Here is a 15950-nt window from a genome sequence, read left to right as displayed (position 1 = left end):
CAGATGGAATGATTAATAAATCGGGCGAAATCATTAACGCTTCCTTTACCGGGGATTTACTAAAGCAGCGGTGTGGAATGATGCATTGCCGAGAGGGGCAGATGGCCGCTGATAACGCCCGCAATCCGAACGCAGATGATGCCGCGCCCGCCGAAAGCGGCGGCAACCTCCTTGTAAGTTCTGCAATTATTGCTGTCATTTGTGGCGCCGCAGCATTCGGCGTTGTCTATTTTCTCGCGCCCTCCGGTGAGTCCGAATCGGCCGCTTGCGCGGTCACGACACATGCTGAAGGACCGCCCCCGCTGGCGAGCGCCGACACCGGCTATGTCGAGCTTGAAGACATGCTCATCACGGTCGGTGATGGGGCCAATGCGCGATACGTTAAGGTCAACGCTGTCGTGATGACGCCAGCTGCCGAAGTGGAGGCCGTTCAGGCGGCGTCTCCCATGCTGCAGGATGCCTTCCTTACCTATCTGCGCGCCATCGATGTTTCCGACTTCGAAGCCGAAGCCTTCTATCCGGACCTGAAGGAACAGCTTTCCCGCCGCGCCGAACTCGTCCTTGGCGCAGAGCGCGCTCGCGGCGTCCTGATAACCGAATTCATGTTGAGGTAGCGCATGCCAGAATTTCAGATCACTGACCTTGCGCTTTTCCTCGTCTCGCTCGCAGCGTGCATCTACTGCGTGCAGCTGTCGCGCAGGCTAAAGTCGCTTCAGGACACCCGGGACGGCCTCGGCGCCACCATCATGGCGATGACCAAATCGGTGTCGGCCGTTTCTTCGGCGACCACGGAAACCCGCAATCAGGCTGGTGAGCTTGCCGCCCGGCTCAGCAAGATGATGAAAGAGGCCGACGCGACTTGCGATCGTCTGGAAGCGCTGATTGAACGCGCGGAAGATAGCGCCCCGCGCCGCCCCGCACGCACTGCCGCGACCTATGAAGAACCGGCGCGCGAGACAGCCCCTGCAAAAATGCCCGCCGGGTCCGAAGGCGGTCTCGAACAACTTATTGAAGAAATGCGCGCGCGCCAGGATCGGCTAAAGAAAGCTGCGCGCAGCGGCGATTTTCTCTTCGAAGATGAAGAAGCCTGGGTCACCCAGAGCCATAATTAGGACCTGAACGCTCAATGGCCGGAAAAGCGCACACACATGTTCTGATCACGCTCGGTGTTCTGTTCACCGTGGGCGGCGTTGTGCGCATCCTGCCTGACACGCTGGCATCGGCGGAGAACACGTCTCCTCCAGCCGCAGCGGTCGAAGCCGCCGCAAGTCCTGCCACACCCGTTTCGCAGCCGGCTGCAGCGTCGAATGGCGAACCAGCTACCTCGACCGTATCGACTGAGCCGATGGAAGGTCTTCCGTCTGAATTCTGCCTCACCGGAGAAGCCGCAGCCGCGCTTGCCAGCGACCAGAGTGTGCTTCAGGCCCGCTCTGCCGACTTCCAGCAACGCGAGATCGACCTTCGCGCCCGCGAGGCAGATCTTCGCCGGAAGGCTGAAGAGCTTTCCGCCCTTCAGCAGGCTGTCGAGTCGCGCTGGGAAGAGATGACGGTGAACGCTGAAGCTGACCTCGAGCATCTCACCCGAATGTATAGCGCGATGAAGCCTGATCAGGCTGCGCCCATCTTCAACCAGATGGACCCGAATTTCGCTGCCGGTTTCCTGCGCCTGATGGACAGCGACCAGGCCGGCCTGATCCTCGCAAGCATGCAGTCTGACAAGGCCTATGTGGTGAGCGTTCAGATGGCCAATCGAAACCGCGATATCCGCTCTGCGAGCCGCGCTCCATAAGGCTTTTCTGCGACTTACCGTTTGCGTCCGCCAATAGAATCTCTAAGGCGTCAGTCCATGAACAAAATCACCTTGCATAAAGGCGATTTGCCCGGCGATCTTGATCTTGGCCGGGAAATTGCCGTCGATACCGAAGCGATGGGCCTCAACCCGTTCCGTGATGCGCTTTGCGTCGTCCAGCTTTCGAGCGGCGACGGGACGGCGCATGTCGTCCAGCTGGACCGCAGCTTCGATTGCCCGAACCTGAAAGCAATGATGGCGGACACCTCCAGCCTGAAGCTCTTTCACTTTGCCCGTTTTGATGTTGCCATGATGAAGCAGTGGCTCGGCATCGACTGCGCGCCGGTCTGGTGCACGAAGATCGCCTCCAAACTGTGCCGCACCTATACAGACCGTCACGGCCTGAAGGATGTCGCGCGTGAGATTGCAGGCGTCGACATGTCGAAAGCCCAGCAGTCTTCGGACTGGGGCGCGCCAGAGCTCACAGACGCGCAGCTTCAGTATTGCGCCAATGACGTGTTGCACCTCCATGCCATCAAGGCGGGCCTGGAAGAGATGCTCAAAAGAGAGGGCCGACTGACCCTCGCGCAGGCATGTTTTGACTTCCTGCCTGTCCGGGCACAACTTGACCTTGAAGGCTGGGGCGATACAGACATTTTCGCGCACAGCTAGGGACAGACTATTGCCGCAATTGGCGTTGATAGGCTGAGGGTAAGGGGCGCCGTGAACACGGCATGTAGCAATGGAAAGCAAGGCTATTGGCTGTAGACTCAAATAGCGCCCTCAGCCTCTGGGAGCCTCGGCGGCAGATGACGCTTGCGCAGGCGCGCAAACGGTCTTCGCTTGTCGGCATGCTGAGGCTCGCCTTCACGGCGGGCGCCGCTATTGCCGCTGGTATCATGGTCGGCCACCTTGCGGCAAATGCTGTTACAAGCGGCCCCGGAAAGATCGAACAGCTGACTTCGGAAGAGGTCGTCACCATGGTGAATGCAAGGTTCACCGGCCGCGACGAAACCGGCAGCACGATTGTGATCACGGCTGACACAGCCCAGCGCCAGCGCGACAATCCAGAGCAGATCGCCCTGCAGAACCCCCGGCTGGTGACGGAGGACGGCACCGAGATTGATGCGCCCTCAGGCCTTTACGATCAGGCCGCGCAGACACTCGCCCTGTTTGAAGACGTCCGGCTGATTGATGCCCAAGGCTACGATTTCCGTTCTACTTCAGCGAAAATGTTCATTAGCGAAGGACGCGTGGACGGAATCGATCCACTTGTCGGCTCAGGTCCCCTTGGCGATGTGACCTGCGACACGTATGAAATTGTTGAAGATGGCGATCGGCTGCGTTGCCGCGGTAACGTCAATATGATGATCTTTCCTGGCGGACGCGATGCACATGGCAACGCATCGGCCGCAAATACGGCGACACCGGCCGTCGATGAGGAGTAAGTACTGAAATGATGAGACGTCTGACCACGATACTGGCCATGGCTGCAATCGCTGCACCGGCGGCCCTTGCGCAGATTTCCGGCGAAGGCGGGCCAATCCGGGTCAATGCCGATACCAGCGAAGTCATGGAACGCCAGCGCCAGGTCGTGCTGATCGACAATGTCGATATCATGCAAGGCAATGCTCGCCTGCGCGCCGATAAGGTCACCATCTATTACGGTGGCACGGGTGCAACCCAGACCGCCGGCATGAGCGGCTTTGGCGACATCGAGTCCATGGTCGCTGAAGGCGAGGTTTTCTATGTGACGCCAGACCTCAAGGCGACCGGCGATGTCGGCACCTATGACGCGAAGGCTGATACGATTACACTGACCGGTGAAGTTGTCCTCGTGCGCGGCGAAGACGTGGCAACCGGCCGCCGCCTTGTGATGCGCCTGGAAGAAGGCCGCACGACGCTTGATGGCGGTGATGGTCAGGTCCAGTTCAACATCTCACCGAATGAGCGCCCGGCGGGCGAAGCGCCTGCGGAAGATGCATCAAATTGAACGGACCGGTCTAAACGGATATTAAGCCTGATGGCATAAGCATTTATCCGGGCGGCAAACTTCCGCGCCGGGCAAGGGAATGGGTTTTATGACGACAGAAGCTACTGGTCTCGTAGCACACGGGCTGGCCAAGTCTTTTGGCAAGCGCACGGTCGTCAGAAACGTGTCCCTTTCCCTGCAACGCGGTGAGATTGTTGGTCTTCTCGGGCCGAACGGCGCGGGCAAGACAACGTGTTTCTACATGATCATGGGTCTGATCGGCGCTGATGCCGGGACGATCGAGATTGACGGGGCGGATGTAACCACCCTCCCTATGTATCAGCGCGCACGCCTGGGTGTCGGTTACCTGCCACAGGAAGCCTCTATCTTTCGCGGGATGAGCGTCGAGGAGAATATCCTCTCGGTCGTTGAGCTCGTCGAAAAGGATAAGGCCGCTCGAAAGCGGGAAGTCGAAGCCCTTCTGGAAGAGCTGCACATCACACATCTTCGCGAACAGCCTGCGACCTCCCTTTCGGGGGGTGAACGGCGCCGCGTGGAGATCGCACGTGCACTCGCCTCCAGACCGAGTTTCATGCTTCTGGACGAACCGTTTACCGGTATCGACCCCCTCGCCGTGTCGGACATTTCCGATCTGGTCGGTTATCTCAAGCAACGCGGACTAGGCGTTCTGATCACTGACCACCAGGTGCGAGAGACGCTTCAGATCGTGGACCGGGCATCGATCATCTATGATGGTGGTGTGCTGTTTGAAGGTACGCCTCAGGATGTCCTGTCGAACGAGGATGTGCGCAGGGTCTATCTCGGCGAGCGGTTTGCTGCGTAACGCCAATGGCCATTTCACAACGTCTCGACATGCGCCAGGGCCAGTCCCTGGTGATGACCCCGCAATTGCAGCAAGCGATCAAGCTGCTGCAGCTCTCAAATATCGAACTCGCTGAGTTCGTTGAGGCGGAGATCGAGCGCAATCCCCTGCTCGAACACGGCGAAAGCAGCGAACGCGATGATAGCGACCGCGAATTGCCAGAACGCGCATCCAAGCGCGAAGAGCTCAACCTCGATGACAACTCCGCGCTGAATGAAGCGCGTGAAGCGATGGATGCGCCCAAGGAAGACCTCTATGACGGCGGCACCACGTCAGACAGTGCGACGACGGCAAATGAAATGTCCGGCCCGTCCGCCCGCACCGACTGGTCGCAGGCAGGATCAGGCGGCAGCTTCTCTGGCGACGATTATGATTTTGAAGGCTCGCTCAGCTCTGAAACCACGCTGCATGAACATCTTCACAAGCAGATTTCCATGTCTGGCCTCTCGCAGGCTGACCAGCTGATCGCCGCACGTCTCGTCGATGAGACGGACGAGGCAGGCTATTGCAAGACCGACCTTGAAGAAGTGGCGAGCGCGCTTGGCGCGGATCCCGCGAATGTCGAGGCCGTCCTCGAAGTCTGCCAGGGGTTCGAACCGGTGGGTGTCATGGCCCGCGACGTCAGCGAATGCCTTGCCCTGCAGCTGAAAGATCGTGACCGGCTCGACCCGGCCATGCACGCGCTCGTCAGGAATCTCGACCTCGTCGCCAAGCACGACATCAAGGGCCTTTGCGACATCTGCGGTGTCGACAAGGAAGACGTGTTCGACATGATCGCCGAACTGCGATCGCTCACACCGCGCCCGGGCTCCGCTTTTGCCAGCGGCACCACGATCGCCGTCGCCCCAGACGTTTTCGTCCGCGAGATGCCAAACGGCATGTTTGCCGTGGAGCTCAATTCAGACACGCTGCCTCGCGTCCTTATGGACAAGGCCTACTATGCCGAGGTCAGCGCCCTGCCAATGCGCGAGCGCGAGAAGGAATTCATTTCCGAGTGCGCGCAGAACGCTTCCTGGCTGATCAAGTCACTCGACCAGCGCGCCCGCACCATTCTTAAGGTCGCGAGCGAGATCGTGCGCCAGCAGGACGCCTTCTTCGCGCACGGCGTCGCGCATCTGCGCCCTTTGAACCTGAAACAGGTGGCTGACGCAATCGACATGCATGAGTCCACCGTCAGCCGCGTGACCTCGAACAAATATATGGGCACACCGCGCGGCCTGTTTGAGCTGAAATACTTCTTCTCTGCCGCCATTCCCGGCACGGCTGGCGGCGATGCACACTCTGCAGAAGCGGTCCGCTATCGCATCAAGCAGCTCATCGACGATGAAGGTAAAAAGGTGCTGTCAGACGACAAGATCGTCGAGATTCTCACAGAATTCGGCATCGAGATCGCCCGCCGCACAGTCGCGAAGTATCGCGAAAGCCTCAATATTCCTTCCAGTGTGCAGCGACGGCGCCAGATACGCGCCAGCGCTTGACGTCAGACGCCCTGCGCCGGGCGCATTGACTCAACGTGTCACGAAATTATGGAGGCGACGCCTCGTAATCCCAGATTTTGGGCGTTATACTAGGGACCCATAACCGGAGAGTTCCGTGCAGATACAAATAGCAGGACGGAAGATGGACCTCGGCGAGTCGCTCAAGACTCGTATCGAAACGGGCCTGGAAGCAGCCGTCACTAAATACTTCGACAGGGATTTTGATGGTCACGTCACCGTCAGTCCGAACGGTCACGAGACCGAAATCGATTGCAACATTCATTTGCCATCCGGCATTATTCTGCAGTCGACCGGCAAGGCCGAAGACCCTTATGTCGCGCTCGATGAGGCGCTGAACAAGATCGAAAAGCGCGTGCGCCGCTACAAGCGCCGCCTGAAGGATCACCACAAGAACGGCCAGTCGCCTTTCCCGAGCGAGCCTGCATCCGCCTTCGTGCTGAAAGGCACGCCTGAAGGTGAGGATGAAGATCCCGCAGAAACCGGCGAAGACGGCAATGCGCCTGTAATTGTGGCAGAAGCTGCCGCACAAATTCGCACTATGACGGTCTCGGCCGCTGTCCTTCAGCTTGAACTTGCCGACGCCCCCGCACTCATGTTCCGGAATGCTAAACACTCTGGTCTCAACATGGTGTACAGGCGTGCAGATGGTAATATCGGTTGGGTCGACCCGGCCGCAGACAGCAAATCCTGACAGAATATCCGGACGCGTTATGGCGACTGATTTGACGAGCCTTCTCGCTGAAGGCGTAATTCTTGAACCTTCTTCGGCAGACAGCCGCAAACAGGCGCTGACGCTGCTCAGCCAGGCGCTTGCGGCCAGGACGAAGCTCGATGCACGCGACATCTTCGATGCCGTGATGGAGCGCGAACGTCTTGGCTCTACGGGTGTCGGCGAAGGGGTCGCCATTCCGCATGCCCGGATTGACCGTCTGCCACACCCGATTGGCGGCTTTGTACGTCTGGAATCGGGTGTCGATTTTGATGCTGTCGACGAGCGTCCTTGCGACCTCGTCTTCATGCTGATCGCGCCTGTCGGGTCGGGCGCTGATCACCTCCGCGCCCTCGCACAGGTCAGCCGTACACTTCGCCAGCCGAGCGTCCGTGAGGCGCTTCGTAAGGCGAAGGACAAGTCGGACATCCGCAAGATCCTTTGCCCGGAAGCCGCCAAGGCCTCCGCCGCCTGATCGTAAGGCCGCCTCGCGCGCCATTGACGAACGCCGAGCCCGGCTCATCTTGTCTCCCGAAAGCTGAGGGAGGCATCAAATGACATTCAAGACTTTTACCCAACCCACCGCGGCGCTGGCTGTGCTCGCACTTGCAGGTGCTGCGCCCGCATTGGCGCACGGGTCGCACACCCATACGGCGCAGACCGCCTCGCCCACGACTGTCGAGACCAACGACCTTGGCGATGGCATCTATATGCTGACAGGCCGCGGCGGGAATATCGGTGTCCTCTCCGGCGAGGATGGCACGTTCGTGATCGATAGCCAGTATGCCGACATGGCCCCTGCCCTGCTATCGGCTATCGAGGATATCTCTGGCGAAGCCGAAGTGCGCTTCCTTCTGAACACGCACTGGCACGGCGACCATACGGGCGGTAACGTGCCCATGGCAGACACCGGCGCGACCATCCTCGCGCATGACGGGGTCCGCACGCGCCTCACCACCGAGAATTCAAGCCAGATGGGCGGCGAAACACGCGTCACCCCACCTGCGCCTGAAGCCGCATGGCCACTACTCACCTATTCGGAAGAGATGCGCGTTCATTTGAACGGCCAGACGATCCACATCATCCACCTTCCTGATGCCCATACCGACGGCGACTCGGCTGTCTATTTCGAAGAAGCCAATGTGCTGCACACGGGTGATGTCATGTTCTCCGGCCGCTTCCCATTCGTGGATGTGTGGAGCGGCGGCACCTTTGCTGGTTACATCAAGGCGCTCTCGACGCTCTACGACATGACCAATGACGAGACCCGCATCATCCCGGGCCATGGCCCGGAGTCGACGCGTGAGGATATCAAGAAGCTGCGTGACATGATGATCGCTGCCGTGGCTGCGGTGGAAGAGGAAATGTCGGGCGGTGCGTCGCTTGAGGCTGTTCAGGCCGCCAATCCGCTCGCGCCCTGGGCAGGCGAATGGGACTGGGGCTTCATCAACGCTGAGCGTTTTACCGCGCTCATCTACACCGACCTTTCCAGCTAGGCGCCGGATTCAATTCCACATACCGGACAGGCCGGGTCGCGCGGCAATCCAATCTGGCGCGTGACCCCGCCCAATCCGTCCAGCACGATGATCTTGCCAATCAGCGGCTGGCCGGCGCCGGTGACGAGCTTCAGCGTCTCAAGTGCCATGTGCGAGGCGACGATGCCAGTCACCGGGCCAACGACGCCGACATCTTCGCAGGCTTCTGCCTCAGGCGGCGCTTCAGGCACAAAACACTGATAGCACGGCGTGCCTGCCTTAACGCCAGACGCGAACACAGACACCTGCCCCGACCAGCGTGTGGCCGCGCCGGACACGAGGACGCGTCCGCTCGCATGTGCGGCCCTGTTCAGCTCGAACCGGGTCTCGAAATTATCAGTCGCATCGATCAGGATATCGCCTGACAGCTTCTGCGCGACGCTCCAGCGGCGGGGCTGGGCATTAACGCGGCAATCGGCATTGGCCGCCTTCAGCCGCGCGGCGAGGCTGCGCACCTTTGCCTCTCCGATATCGTCTTCCGTGAACTGGACCTGCCTCTGCAGGTTCGACCGGTCCACCGTATCGGCGTCCCAAAGCTCTATCTCACCTACGCCAGCAGCGGCGAGATACATGGCGCAAGGCCCACCAAGGGCACCCGCGCCGATAATGGACACTTTCGCATTCATAAGCTTCTGCACACCCGGCCCACCAATCTCCTTGAGCAGGATATGGCGCTTGTGACGGTCGAGCTGCTGCGGAGTGAGTGCCATGCCCTCGCTTAGCAGGGCGGATGCGTCTAAGGCTACGTGAAATGCAAACGTCTGACACAAATACCCTGCCTGATACGGTCTATGCCGCGCCCGCCGAATGGGTCGCGCGGGGCGCGGGTGCGCAGGGCAATCTCTTCCTGACGGGACGGGCGGGCACGGGCAAGACCACCATGCTGCGCCGTTTCCTGGCCGAAGCTGGCGAGAATACGGTCGTGCTCGCGCCGACGGGCGTTGCTGCCATGAATGCTGGCGGCCAGACCATCCATTCCTTCTTCAAATTCCCGCCGCGCCTGATCGAGGAAGCCGACATCAAGCGCCTGCGCGGTGCACGTCTCATCAAGGCGATCGAGACGATGATCATCGACGAGATCTCGATGGTCCGCGCCGACATGCTGGACGCGATCGACAAGAGCCTTCAGCTCAATCGCGGCAACAAGCGCCCGTTTGGCGGGGTCCGTATGATCCTGTCCGGCGACCTGCACCAGCTGCCGCCCGTTGCGCGTGGTGAAGAAGCCGAAATCCTGAATGAACGCTATGGCGGGCACTATTTCTTCAACGCCCCCGGCTTCAAACAGGCAGAGTTCGCCCTGCTGGCGCTGAAACATGTGTTCAGGCAGGAGGACCCGCGTTTCCTCGCGCTGCTCGGCGCGATGCGACAGGGGCGGCTCGCACCAACGGATGAGCGCCTGCTACAGGGCGCTGTTTCCGGTCGCACAGCTGTTGAAGCCAGCGAAACCCATGTCGTGCTGACGCCAAACAACGCGAACGCCTTCCGCATCAATCAGGCGCGCCTGGCTGACCTGCCGGGCAAGTCGCATGAGTTCGAGGCGAACGTTCAGGGCCAGTTCGACGAGAAGTCCTTCCCGACAGAAGCTGACCTGGAGCTCAAGAAGGGCGCGCGGGTCATGCTCATCAAGAATGACCCTGAAGGGCGCTGGGTGAACGGCTCACTCGCCACGGTCGAGGGCTTCAAGGGCGACAATGTCTGGGTGGAGCTGGATGGCCACATCCATGAGATAGAGCCCGCCGCCTGGGAAAAATACAAATACACGCTCGACCCGGAGACGAAGAAAGTCTCACGCGAGGTTGTCGGCACATTCAAACAGGTGCCGCTGCGCCTCGCCTACGCCGTGACCATCCATAAGGCGCAGGGCCTGACGCTGGACAAGGTGTTTATCGATTTTGACAGGGGCATGTTCGCCCATGGTCAGGCCTATGTCGCCTTCTCACGGGCCCGCACGCTCGAGGGTCTGGAGATATCGCGCACGCTTCGGCCACGCGACATGGTCATCGACCGCAATGCGTTCGCCTTTGGCAAGCTCGAGACGGTCGAGGAAACGGACGCCTATCTTCTGGCAAAATTCGCCAAGGAAGACGGCGTCCTGATCTAGGTCCGGCGATTAGGCCAGACGGCGGATCTCATCGCGCAGGCGTTCATCCTTGTCGGTCGCGATCGTCTCGAGCACGCGTACCCGCTCTGTCAGCCGCGCAATATCACGGCGCATCGATTCCAGCTCATCCTGATTAGCGGCGCCATTCTCGCGGTCAGCCTTCATCTTGATGTAATTGTTGATCACGCCGGCACCGACGCAAACGAGCACAATGAATACGATCATCGTGAAGGGGCTGGTGATTTCCATGTGGCGTTCCTTTCTTATCGTAATTCGATAATAAGGATTGCCAGAGCGTAATTCAAGAAAAATCGGCCAGCCCGGTCCGATTATCGAGCAGGCGTCTAGCGCCCGGTCGACCCGAAGCCGCCTTCACCGCGCATCGTCTCAGGCAGGCTGTCCACCTCCTCCCAGACAAGACGCGTGACCGGCGCCAGCACCATCTGGCCGATCCGCTCGCCGCGCGCGATCGTGAACGTCTCGCTGCCATGATTGATCAGGATGACTTTCAGCTCGCCGCGATAATCGCTGTCGATCGTGCCGGGGCTGTTGAGGCAGGTCAGGCCATGCTTTGCTGCGAGCCCTGAGCGCGGGCGCATCTGGATCTCATACCCCTCCGGGATCGCCACGCTGATGCCGGTCGGCACCATGGTGCGCTCACCAGGCTTCAGCTCGAATGCGTCGCCCTCATCATAGGCAGCGCGCACATCCATGCCCGCAGCACCTTCGGTCTCATATTTAGGATATGGCAGGCCCTCGAAATGGGGCAGCGTGCGGATGGCGACTTTGATCTCTTGCATGAGAGGCAAAGCGACGGAGTCGCCCGCAAGAGTCAACTTGAAAAGGCCTAGATGACGTAGGCGGTCACATCTTCACCGAACGAGGCGGCAGGCTGGAGGGCGCCATTCGTCTGCTGAAGCTCGGCTGCCGGCGGCACATCCTCGGCTTTCGCCTCGCTCGCGGCATGCGCATTCGCAAAGATGGACAGACCTGCAAGGAGGACGACGATCAAAGTGAAATAGCCGATAATGAGCTTCATGGTCCTGTCCGGGTTACTGTACGCTTTAGCTTAGAGACGCAATCACCAACAATTCATTATCACGTCGGTTAGCTAACAAGAGTCAATGCATTTCGTTCCGCACGTGCGCAGTTGGCTGAGATTTGATTTCTCTGGTTGAATCAACCGGTCACGATGCAATGCATGTGCCTATTTCGCAGGCGCAACAAATTATTCGGCAGCGACGCGCGGTTTGTCCTTGCCGGACAGATGATCAGCGATGCGCTCTGCCAAACGGCGCGCCACAGCCGCCTTGTCCATACGCGGCCAGTTCTCGACCCCGCCATCTGTGACAAGCGCGATCTCATTTTCTGCGCCGCCCATCACATCGCCAGACACATCATTGGCGACGATCCAGTCGCAGCCCTTCCTTGCCCGCTTGCGAAGGGCATTCTCTTCCACCGCGTCTGTCTCGGCTGCGAAGCCGACGACAAGTTGCGGGCGGCCTTTCTCAAGGCGCGAGATGGCCGCGAGAATGTCCGGATTCTCAGACAGGGCGAGCGCGGGCGGGCCCTTGCCCTCATCCTTGAGCTTCAGCTTGCGGTCAGCCGGGGTGGACGGGCGCCAGTCTGCCACCGCTGCCACCGATACGAACACGTCTGCAGGCAGCGCGGTCTCACAGGCCTTCATCATCTCCACCGCCGTTTCGACGCGAACAAGATCAACGCCGCGCGGCGGCGCAAGCGCGACCGGGCCAGACACCAGCGTCACCCGCGCGCCGAGCTCTGCCAGCGCGCCTGCGATCTCATAGCCCTGCTTGCCGGAGGAATGATTGGAGAGATAGCGCACAGGGTCCAGCGGCTCCCGCGTCGGCCCTGCCGTGAGAAGGACATGCCTGCCATCAAGTGGCTTTGGTCCGGACTGGCGCGCCAGTGCGCTGTCAATCCGGTCGGCAATCGCCTCGACGTCTGGCAGGCGTCCCGGTCCGAATTCACCGCACGCCATGGCGCCCGTATCAGGCTCCATCACCTCGACACCGTCACCGCGCAGCGTCTCCACATTGCGCTTCGTCGCAGCATGCTCCCACATGCGCACATTCATGGCGGGCACCATCAGGACCGGCTTGTCGGTGGCGAGCAGCGTGGTCGAGGCAAGGTCATTGGCATGGCCGTTCGCCGCCTTGGCCAGCAGGTCCGCCGTCGCAGGGCAGACCACCAGCAGGTCAGCCGAGCGCGACAGCTCGATATGGCCCATCTCTGCCTCATCATCGAGGCTGAAGAGGTCGCTATAGCATTTGTCTCCGGACAGGGCTGACACAGAAAGCGGGGTCACAAAATTCGCGCCGCCCGACGTCAGGATACAGCGGCTGGAAATACCGCGCTTGGCCAGCGTGCGGATCAGCTCCAGCGACTTGTATGCCGCGATGCCGCCGCCAATGATGAGAAGAATACGCTTGCTGCTCATGACAGGGTGTCCGGTTGCCCGGTCCCTCCCTAGCACGGATTTGGTTTACAAATCGACGGCAAGCCTGCGCGATGCGAGGCCCGCCTGTCGATCTGCCTCGCCTAGTAGCGTTGCAGCGGCCCGACCGTGACGCGCGGCGCGCCCTGCCCCGTACTGATCAGGTGATGGCGCTGCAGCGCATCGATGCCCGTATCGTAGACTGCCCGCTCGATGGCATTCGCCTCGCAACGGCGCTCTTCACGCTGATAGGAAAGCGAGCCGCGATTGGCGTCGCAGGCCGCGTCAGCCGCTCGCGCAATACGCGAATAAAGGATTTCGATGGCCTGGGCGTCGTTCACCGGCGAGAGGTCGCGGTAGCAGACTTCATAGAGCTTACGCCCGCGGCGATCCTCGCCAAGCGGCGTGATTTCCTGCGCGCAATAGCCAGAGGCACGCGCCACGACCGGCGTGTAGTCATAGTCATACGCCTCTTCATAGGCATATGCGTCACTACGTGCGTCATAGGTGTCGTAACTGGTCCGGCTGGAATAGGTGACCGGCGCTGTATAGGTCGTTGGCGCTGTATACGTCGTCACGCGCGGGGCGGACGAATACACGGTGCCACCACAGCCGGTATAGGTCGTTGTGACACGCGGCGCGGTGTAGCCACATGGGCTCACTGGCGTCGTCACATAGCTGCGGGTGCCGCTATGGACGCCGATATTGCGCCCGTGATGGGTGGGATAGTGGGTCTCATAGCTGGTCGTCGGGCGATAGCCGTGGCCGTAATACCGGTCTGAGGTCCACCATTCGAAACCATAGCTCGTAGCCGCGCGGTCGGCATGGCGCACCGGGAATCCGCCATGACCGTAATAGCCGCTGGAATGGTGCGCATACCCGCCCGGATGATGCCCGACCCGCGCACCGCTCACATGGCCGCTCGACCCGTGATGGCTGCTCGGCGATGGCGGCTGGCCATAGGCCTGACGCTCGACCCGGATGATCTTCGTCGCAGAGGTAGAGCCGCCACACGTGTGCGCATAGCTGGCCCCGGTCAGTTCAGCGCAGCCATAGCCCTGCGCGGAGGCAGCCTGCCATGCAGGGAAAAGACAGATGGCGGCGGTCGCGGCAATATACTTCATGGGGTGGCCCTCCAGGGTCGTCCGGGCAGTGTTAAGGTTAAGTACCCGTTAACCTATCACGCACCCGGCAACCGCACAGGACATTCTCGCTTTACGCGAATTGCGCGAGCGCGAACCCTGCGATGACAGCCATTCCAATGAGACTTGCGAGAGACCAGAAAGACGGCCCCGTGCCGCGCACTGGCTCCTTGCCGCGTGCCCGTTCGGCCTCCAGAAAGTCTTCGAAGGCATCCATGACGTGCGGCAGCCGTTTCAACCTGTCAGTGACCTCGCGGGCCTGGCGCGCTGCCAGTTTCGTCGCCCCGGCGGGCCCGAAATTCTGCGCGATCCAGCCCTTCACGATCGGCTCTGCCGCTTTCCAGATGTCATGCTTCGGGTCGATCGAACGCGCGACCCCTTCGACCTGCACCATGGTTTTCTGAAGCAGGACAAGCTCAGGCCGCAGTCGCATGCCAAAGGTACGCGTATAGTCCATCAGCTGGAGCAGGATGCGGCCCATATAGACGTCTTCAGCGGGCTTGCCGTGGATCGGCTCACCGATGGAGCGCAGTGCCTGCGCAAACTCACCGACAGACTGGTTCGCCGGAACATAGCCCGCCTCGAAGTGAACTTCGGCGACGCGCTGATAGTCGCGCCGGATAAAGCCCCATAGGATTTCAGCAAGGAAGCGGCGCTCATTGAAGCCAATCCGCCCAATCAGGCCGAAATCGACCAGACCGACCTCATTGTCCGGCAGGATCAATATGTTGCCTTCATGCATGTCGGCATGAAAGACACCGTGCCCAATGGCGTGGGAGAGAAAGCCGCGCGTGATCTTGTTGGCGAGTGCCACCCGCTCCAGACCCGGCTGTTCCAGCGCTTCTGGACGCGTCAGCGGGATACCCTCAACCCAGTCAATCGTCAGCACGCGCTGGGCGGTACGGTCCCAGTCGACGGCTGGCACGCGAAACCAGTCTTCCTTCTCGGAGATTGCGCGCATCTGGTCGGCGCCGCCTGCTTCCAGACGGAAGTCGAGCTCCTTCTCCATCGAGGTCGCGACCGTTTCGGTAAACTTGACCGGTTCAAGACGGCGGCTCTCGACCGATGCGCGCTCAACCGTTCGCGCCGCGCGTCGGATGGCCCGCAATTCCTGATAGATCATCTGCTCGACGCCCGGCCGCAGGATCTTCACTGCCTTCGGCCCGTCAGACGTCTCCAGTCTGTGGACCTGCGCGAGCGACGCAGCAGCGACAGGCTCACCAAGGCCTGCGAACAGGCTTTCAGCTTCTTCCTGGCCAAACTCTTCTGCCAGAATACGGCGCGCCTCCGCCATGCTGAAAGGCTCCAGCTTGTCCTTCAGGCGAGACAGGTCCTGCGCCGTTTCAGCGCCAAACACATCCGGCCGCGTGGCCAGAAACTGGCCGAGCTTGATATAGGCAGGCCCAAGCTTCTCCAGTGCGCTCGCCAGCCGCTCACCCGGACGCCCCTTCGCGCGCCCTCCAAACGTCCGCAGCACGCGCCCCGCCATCCGTGCAGGCAGTGGCAGCCGCGTCTGGTATTCGCCCGGAAGGATCACGTCATGGCGCACCAGCGCCGTGCCTGCACGCATCAGCCGGCCATAATCAGCAAGTGCTTTCAGCAACTCGTCTCTCCAATATTTGGGAACGCATTCAGTGCACTGGCGTTTTGATCGCCACAACAAGGAGTTGGCAAATGGCTGATAATACTCAATCCAGTAACGGTTTTCTCTACTTCCTGGTCGGCGCACTTCTGGTGGCCGTCATCGGTTTCGGCGTCTGGTACTTCGCTGGCCAGCCGAGCGCAGCGGGCGGCGATGCCGACCTGTCGATCTCGGTCAGTGAAGACGGCATGTCCGTCGATACGCCGGACGAGTAGATCTA

General features: G+C 60.6%; 20 protein-coding genes. 13 read left to right on the top strand and 7 right to left on the bottom strand.

Annotation, left to right across the window (positions count from 1 at the left end; all coding sequences use genetic code 11):
• The first annotated feature begins 101 nt into the window (after positions 1–101).
• The 11 genes from D1222_RS12955 (at position 102) to D1222_RS12905 (ending at position 8348) form a co-directional block, all read left to right on the top strand.
• Positions 102–614, top strand: a complete 513-nt coding sequence (locus D1222_RS12955; protein WP_182481983.1) for a flagellar basal body-associated FliL family protein — start codon at positions 102–104, stop codon at positions 612–614.
• A gap of 3 nt (positions 615–617) precedes the next feature.
• Positions 618–1112 carry a DUF6468 domain-containing protein gene (locus tag D1222_RS12950; protein ID WP_119454691.1) on the top strand — a complete coding sequence of 165 codons (495 nt, stop codon included), beginning with the start codon at positions 618–620 and terminating at the stop codon, positions 1110–1112.
• A 14-nt stretch (positions 1113–1126) separates the two neighbouring features.
• The gene (locus tag D1222_RS12945; RefSeq protein WP_119454690.1) at positions 1127–1789 is read left to right on the top strand and encodes a MotE family protein; all 663 of its coding nucleotides are present in this window, start codon (positions 1127–1129) and stop codon (positions 1787–1789) included.
• 57 nt (positions 1790–1846) lie between these two features.
• Positions 1847–2461, top strand: coding sequence for a ribonuclease D (locus tag D1222_RS12940; RefSeq protein WP_119454689.1), 615 nt, complete (start codon positions 1847–1849; stop codon positions 2459–2461).
• A gap of 137 nt (positions 2462–2598) precedes the next feature.
• Positions 2599–3237: an LPS export ABC transporter periplasmic protein LptC gene (gene lptC / locus D1222_RS12935; protein ID WP_119454688.1), complete on the top strand. Its 639-nt coding sequence runs from the start codon at positions 2599–2601 to the stop codon at positions 3235–3237.
• A gap of 8 nt (positions 3238–3245) precedes the next feature.
• On the top strand, positions 3246–3782 hold the full coding sequence (locus D1222_RS12930) for an LptA/OstA family protein (protein WP_119454687.1): 537 nt from the start codon (positions 3246–3248) through the stop codon (positions 3780–3782).
• 88 nt (positions 3783–3870) lie between these two features.
• Positions 3871–4605, top strand: coding sequence for an LPS export ABC transporter ATP-binding protein (gene lptB, locus D1222_RS12925; RefSeq protein WP_119379905.1), 735 nt, complete (start codon positions 3871–3873; stop codon positions 4603–4605).
• Positions 4606–4610: 5 nt separating this feature from the next.
• The gene (rpoN, locus tag D1222_RS12920; protein ID WP_119454686.1) at positions 4611–6122 is read left to right on the top strand and encodes an RNA polymerase factor sigma-54; all 1512 of its coding nucleotides are present in this window, start codon (positions 4611–4613) and stop codon (positions 6120–6122) included.
• Positions 6123–6237: 115 nt separating this feature from the next.
• Positions 6238–6834: a ribosome hibernation-promoting factor, HPF/YfiA family gene (hpf, locus tag D1222_RS12915; RefSeq protein ID WP_119454685.1), complete on the top strand. Its 597-nt coding sequence runs from the start codon at positions 6238–6240 to the stop codon at positions 6832–6834.
• 19 nt (positions 6835–6853) lie between these two features.
• Positions 6854–7327 carry a PTS sugar transporter subunit IIA gene (locus D1222_RS12910; RefSeq protein WP_119454684.1) on the top strand — a complete coding sequence of 158 codons (474 nt, stop codon included), beginning with the start codon at positions 6854–6856 and terminating at the stop codon, positions 7325–7327.
• Between the two features lie 79 nt (positions 7328–7406).
• Complete coding sequence (locus D1222_RS12905) at positions 7407–8348, top strand: MBL fold metallo-hydrolase (RefSeq protein ID WP_119454683.1); 942 nt, start codon at positions 7407–7409, stop codon at positions 8346–8348.
• On the opposite strand, the gene D1222_RS12900 is transcribed toward D1222_RS12905, so the two are convergent.
• Complete coding sequence (locus D1222_RS12900) at positions 8345–9097, bottom strand: HesA/MoeB/ThiF family protein (RefSeq protein WP_119454682.1); 753 nt, start codon at positions 9095–9097, stop codon at positions 8345–8347. The genes D1222_RS12905 and D1222_RS12900 overlap by 4 nt on opposite strands.
• Positions 9098–9138: 41 nt before the next feature.
• Here D1222_RS12900 and D1222_RS12895 point away from each other — a divergent pair, with 41 nt between their 5' ends.
• Positions 9139–10488, top strand: a complete 1350-nt coding sequence (locus D1222_RS12895; RefSeq protein WP_119454681.1) for an ATP-dependent DNA helicase — start codon at positions 9139–9141, stop codon at positions 10486–10488.
• Between the two features lie 9 nt (positions 10489–10497).
• On the opposite strand, the gene D1222_RS12890 is transcribed toward D1222_RS12895, so the two are convergent.
• The 6 genes from D1222_RS12890 to ubiB all read right to left on the bottom strand — a co-directional run bounded on the left by D1222_RS12890 (position 10498) and on the right by ubiB (position 15691).
• Positions 10498–10737, bottom strand: coding sequence for a hypothetical protein (locus D1222_RS12890; RefSeq protein WP_233348754.1), 240 nt, complete (start codon positions 10735–10737; stop codon positions 10498–10500).
• 95 nt (positions 10738–10832) lie between these two features.
• Positions 10833–11288, bottom strand: coding sequence for a dUTP diphosphatase (gene dut, locus D1222_RS12885; protein ID WP_119454680.1), 456 nt, complete (start codon positions 11286–11288; stop codon positions 10833–10835).
• Between the two features lie 47 nt (positions 11289–11335).
• Positions 11336–11527: a hypothetical protein gene (locus D1222_RS12880; protein WP_119454679.1), complete on the bottom strand. Its 192-nt coding sequence runs from the start codon at positions 11525–11527 to the stop codon at positions 11336–11338.
• Between the two features lie 189 nt (positions 11528–11716).
• On the bottom strand, positions 11717–12949 hold the full coding sequence (gene coaBC / locus D1222_RS12875) for a bifunctional phosphopantothenoylcysteine decarboxylase/phosphopantothenate--cysteine ligase CoaBC (protein WP_119454678.1): 1233 nt from the start codon (positions 12947–12949) through the stop codon (positions 11717–11719).
• Positions 12950–13050: 101 nt separating this feature from the next.
• Positions 13051–14070 (bottom strand): UrcA family protein, encoded by a 1020-nt coding sequence (locus tag D1222_RS12870; RefSeq protein ID WP_119454677.1) that lies wholly within the window; start codon positions 14068–14070, stop codon positions 13051–13053.
• A 91-nt stretch (positions 14071–14161) separates the two neighbouring features.
• The gene (gene ubiB, locus D1222_RS12865; RefSeq protein WP_119454676.1) at positions 14162–15691 is read right to left on the bottom strand and encodes a 2-polyprenylphenol 6-hydroxylase; all 1530 of its coding nucleotides are present in this window, start codon (positions 15689–15691) and stop codon (positions 14162–14164) included.
• Between the two features lie 71 nt (positions 15692–15762).
• Here ubiB and D1222_RS12860 point away from each other — a divergent pair, with 71 nt between their 5' ends.
• Positions 15763–15945 (top strand): hypothetical protein, encoded by a 183-nt coding sequence (locus D1222_RS12860; RefSeq protein WP_119454675.1) that lies wholly within the window; start codon positions 15763–15765, stop codon positions 15943–15945.
• Positions 15946–15950: the final 5 nt, after the last annotated feature.

The sequence above is a fragment of the Henriciella algicola genome (assembly GCF_003576245.1).
In the GTDB taxonomy this organism is placed as follows: domain Bacteria; phylum Pseudomonadota; class Alphaproteobacteria; order Caulobacterales; family Hyphomonadaceae; genus Henriciella; species Henriciella algicola.
This window is presented reverse-complemented; position numbering and strand designations above follow the sequence as displayed.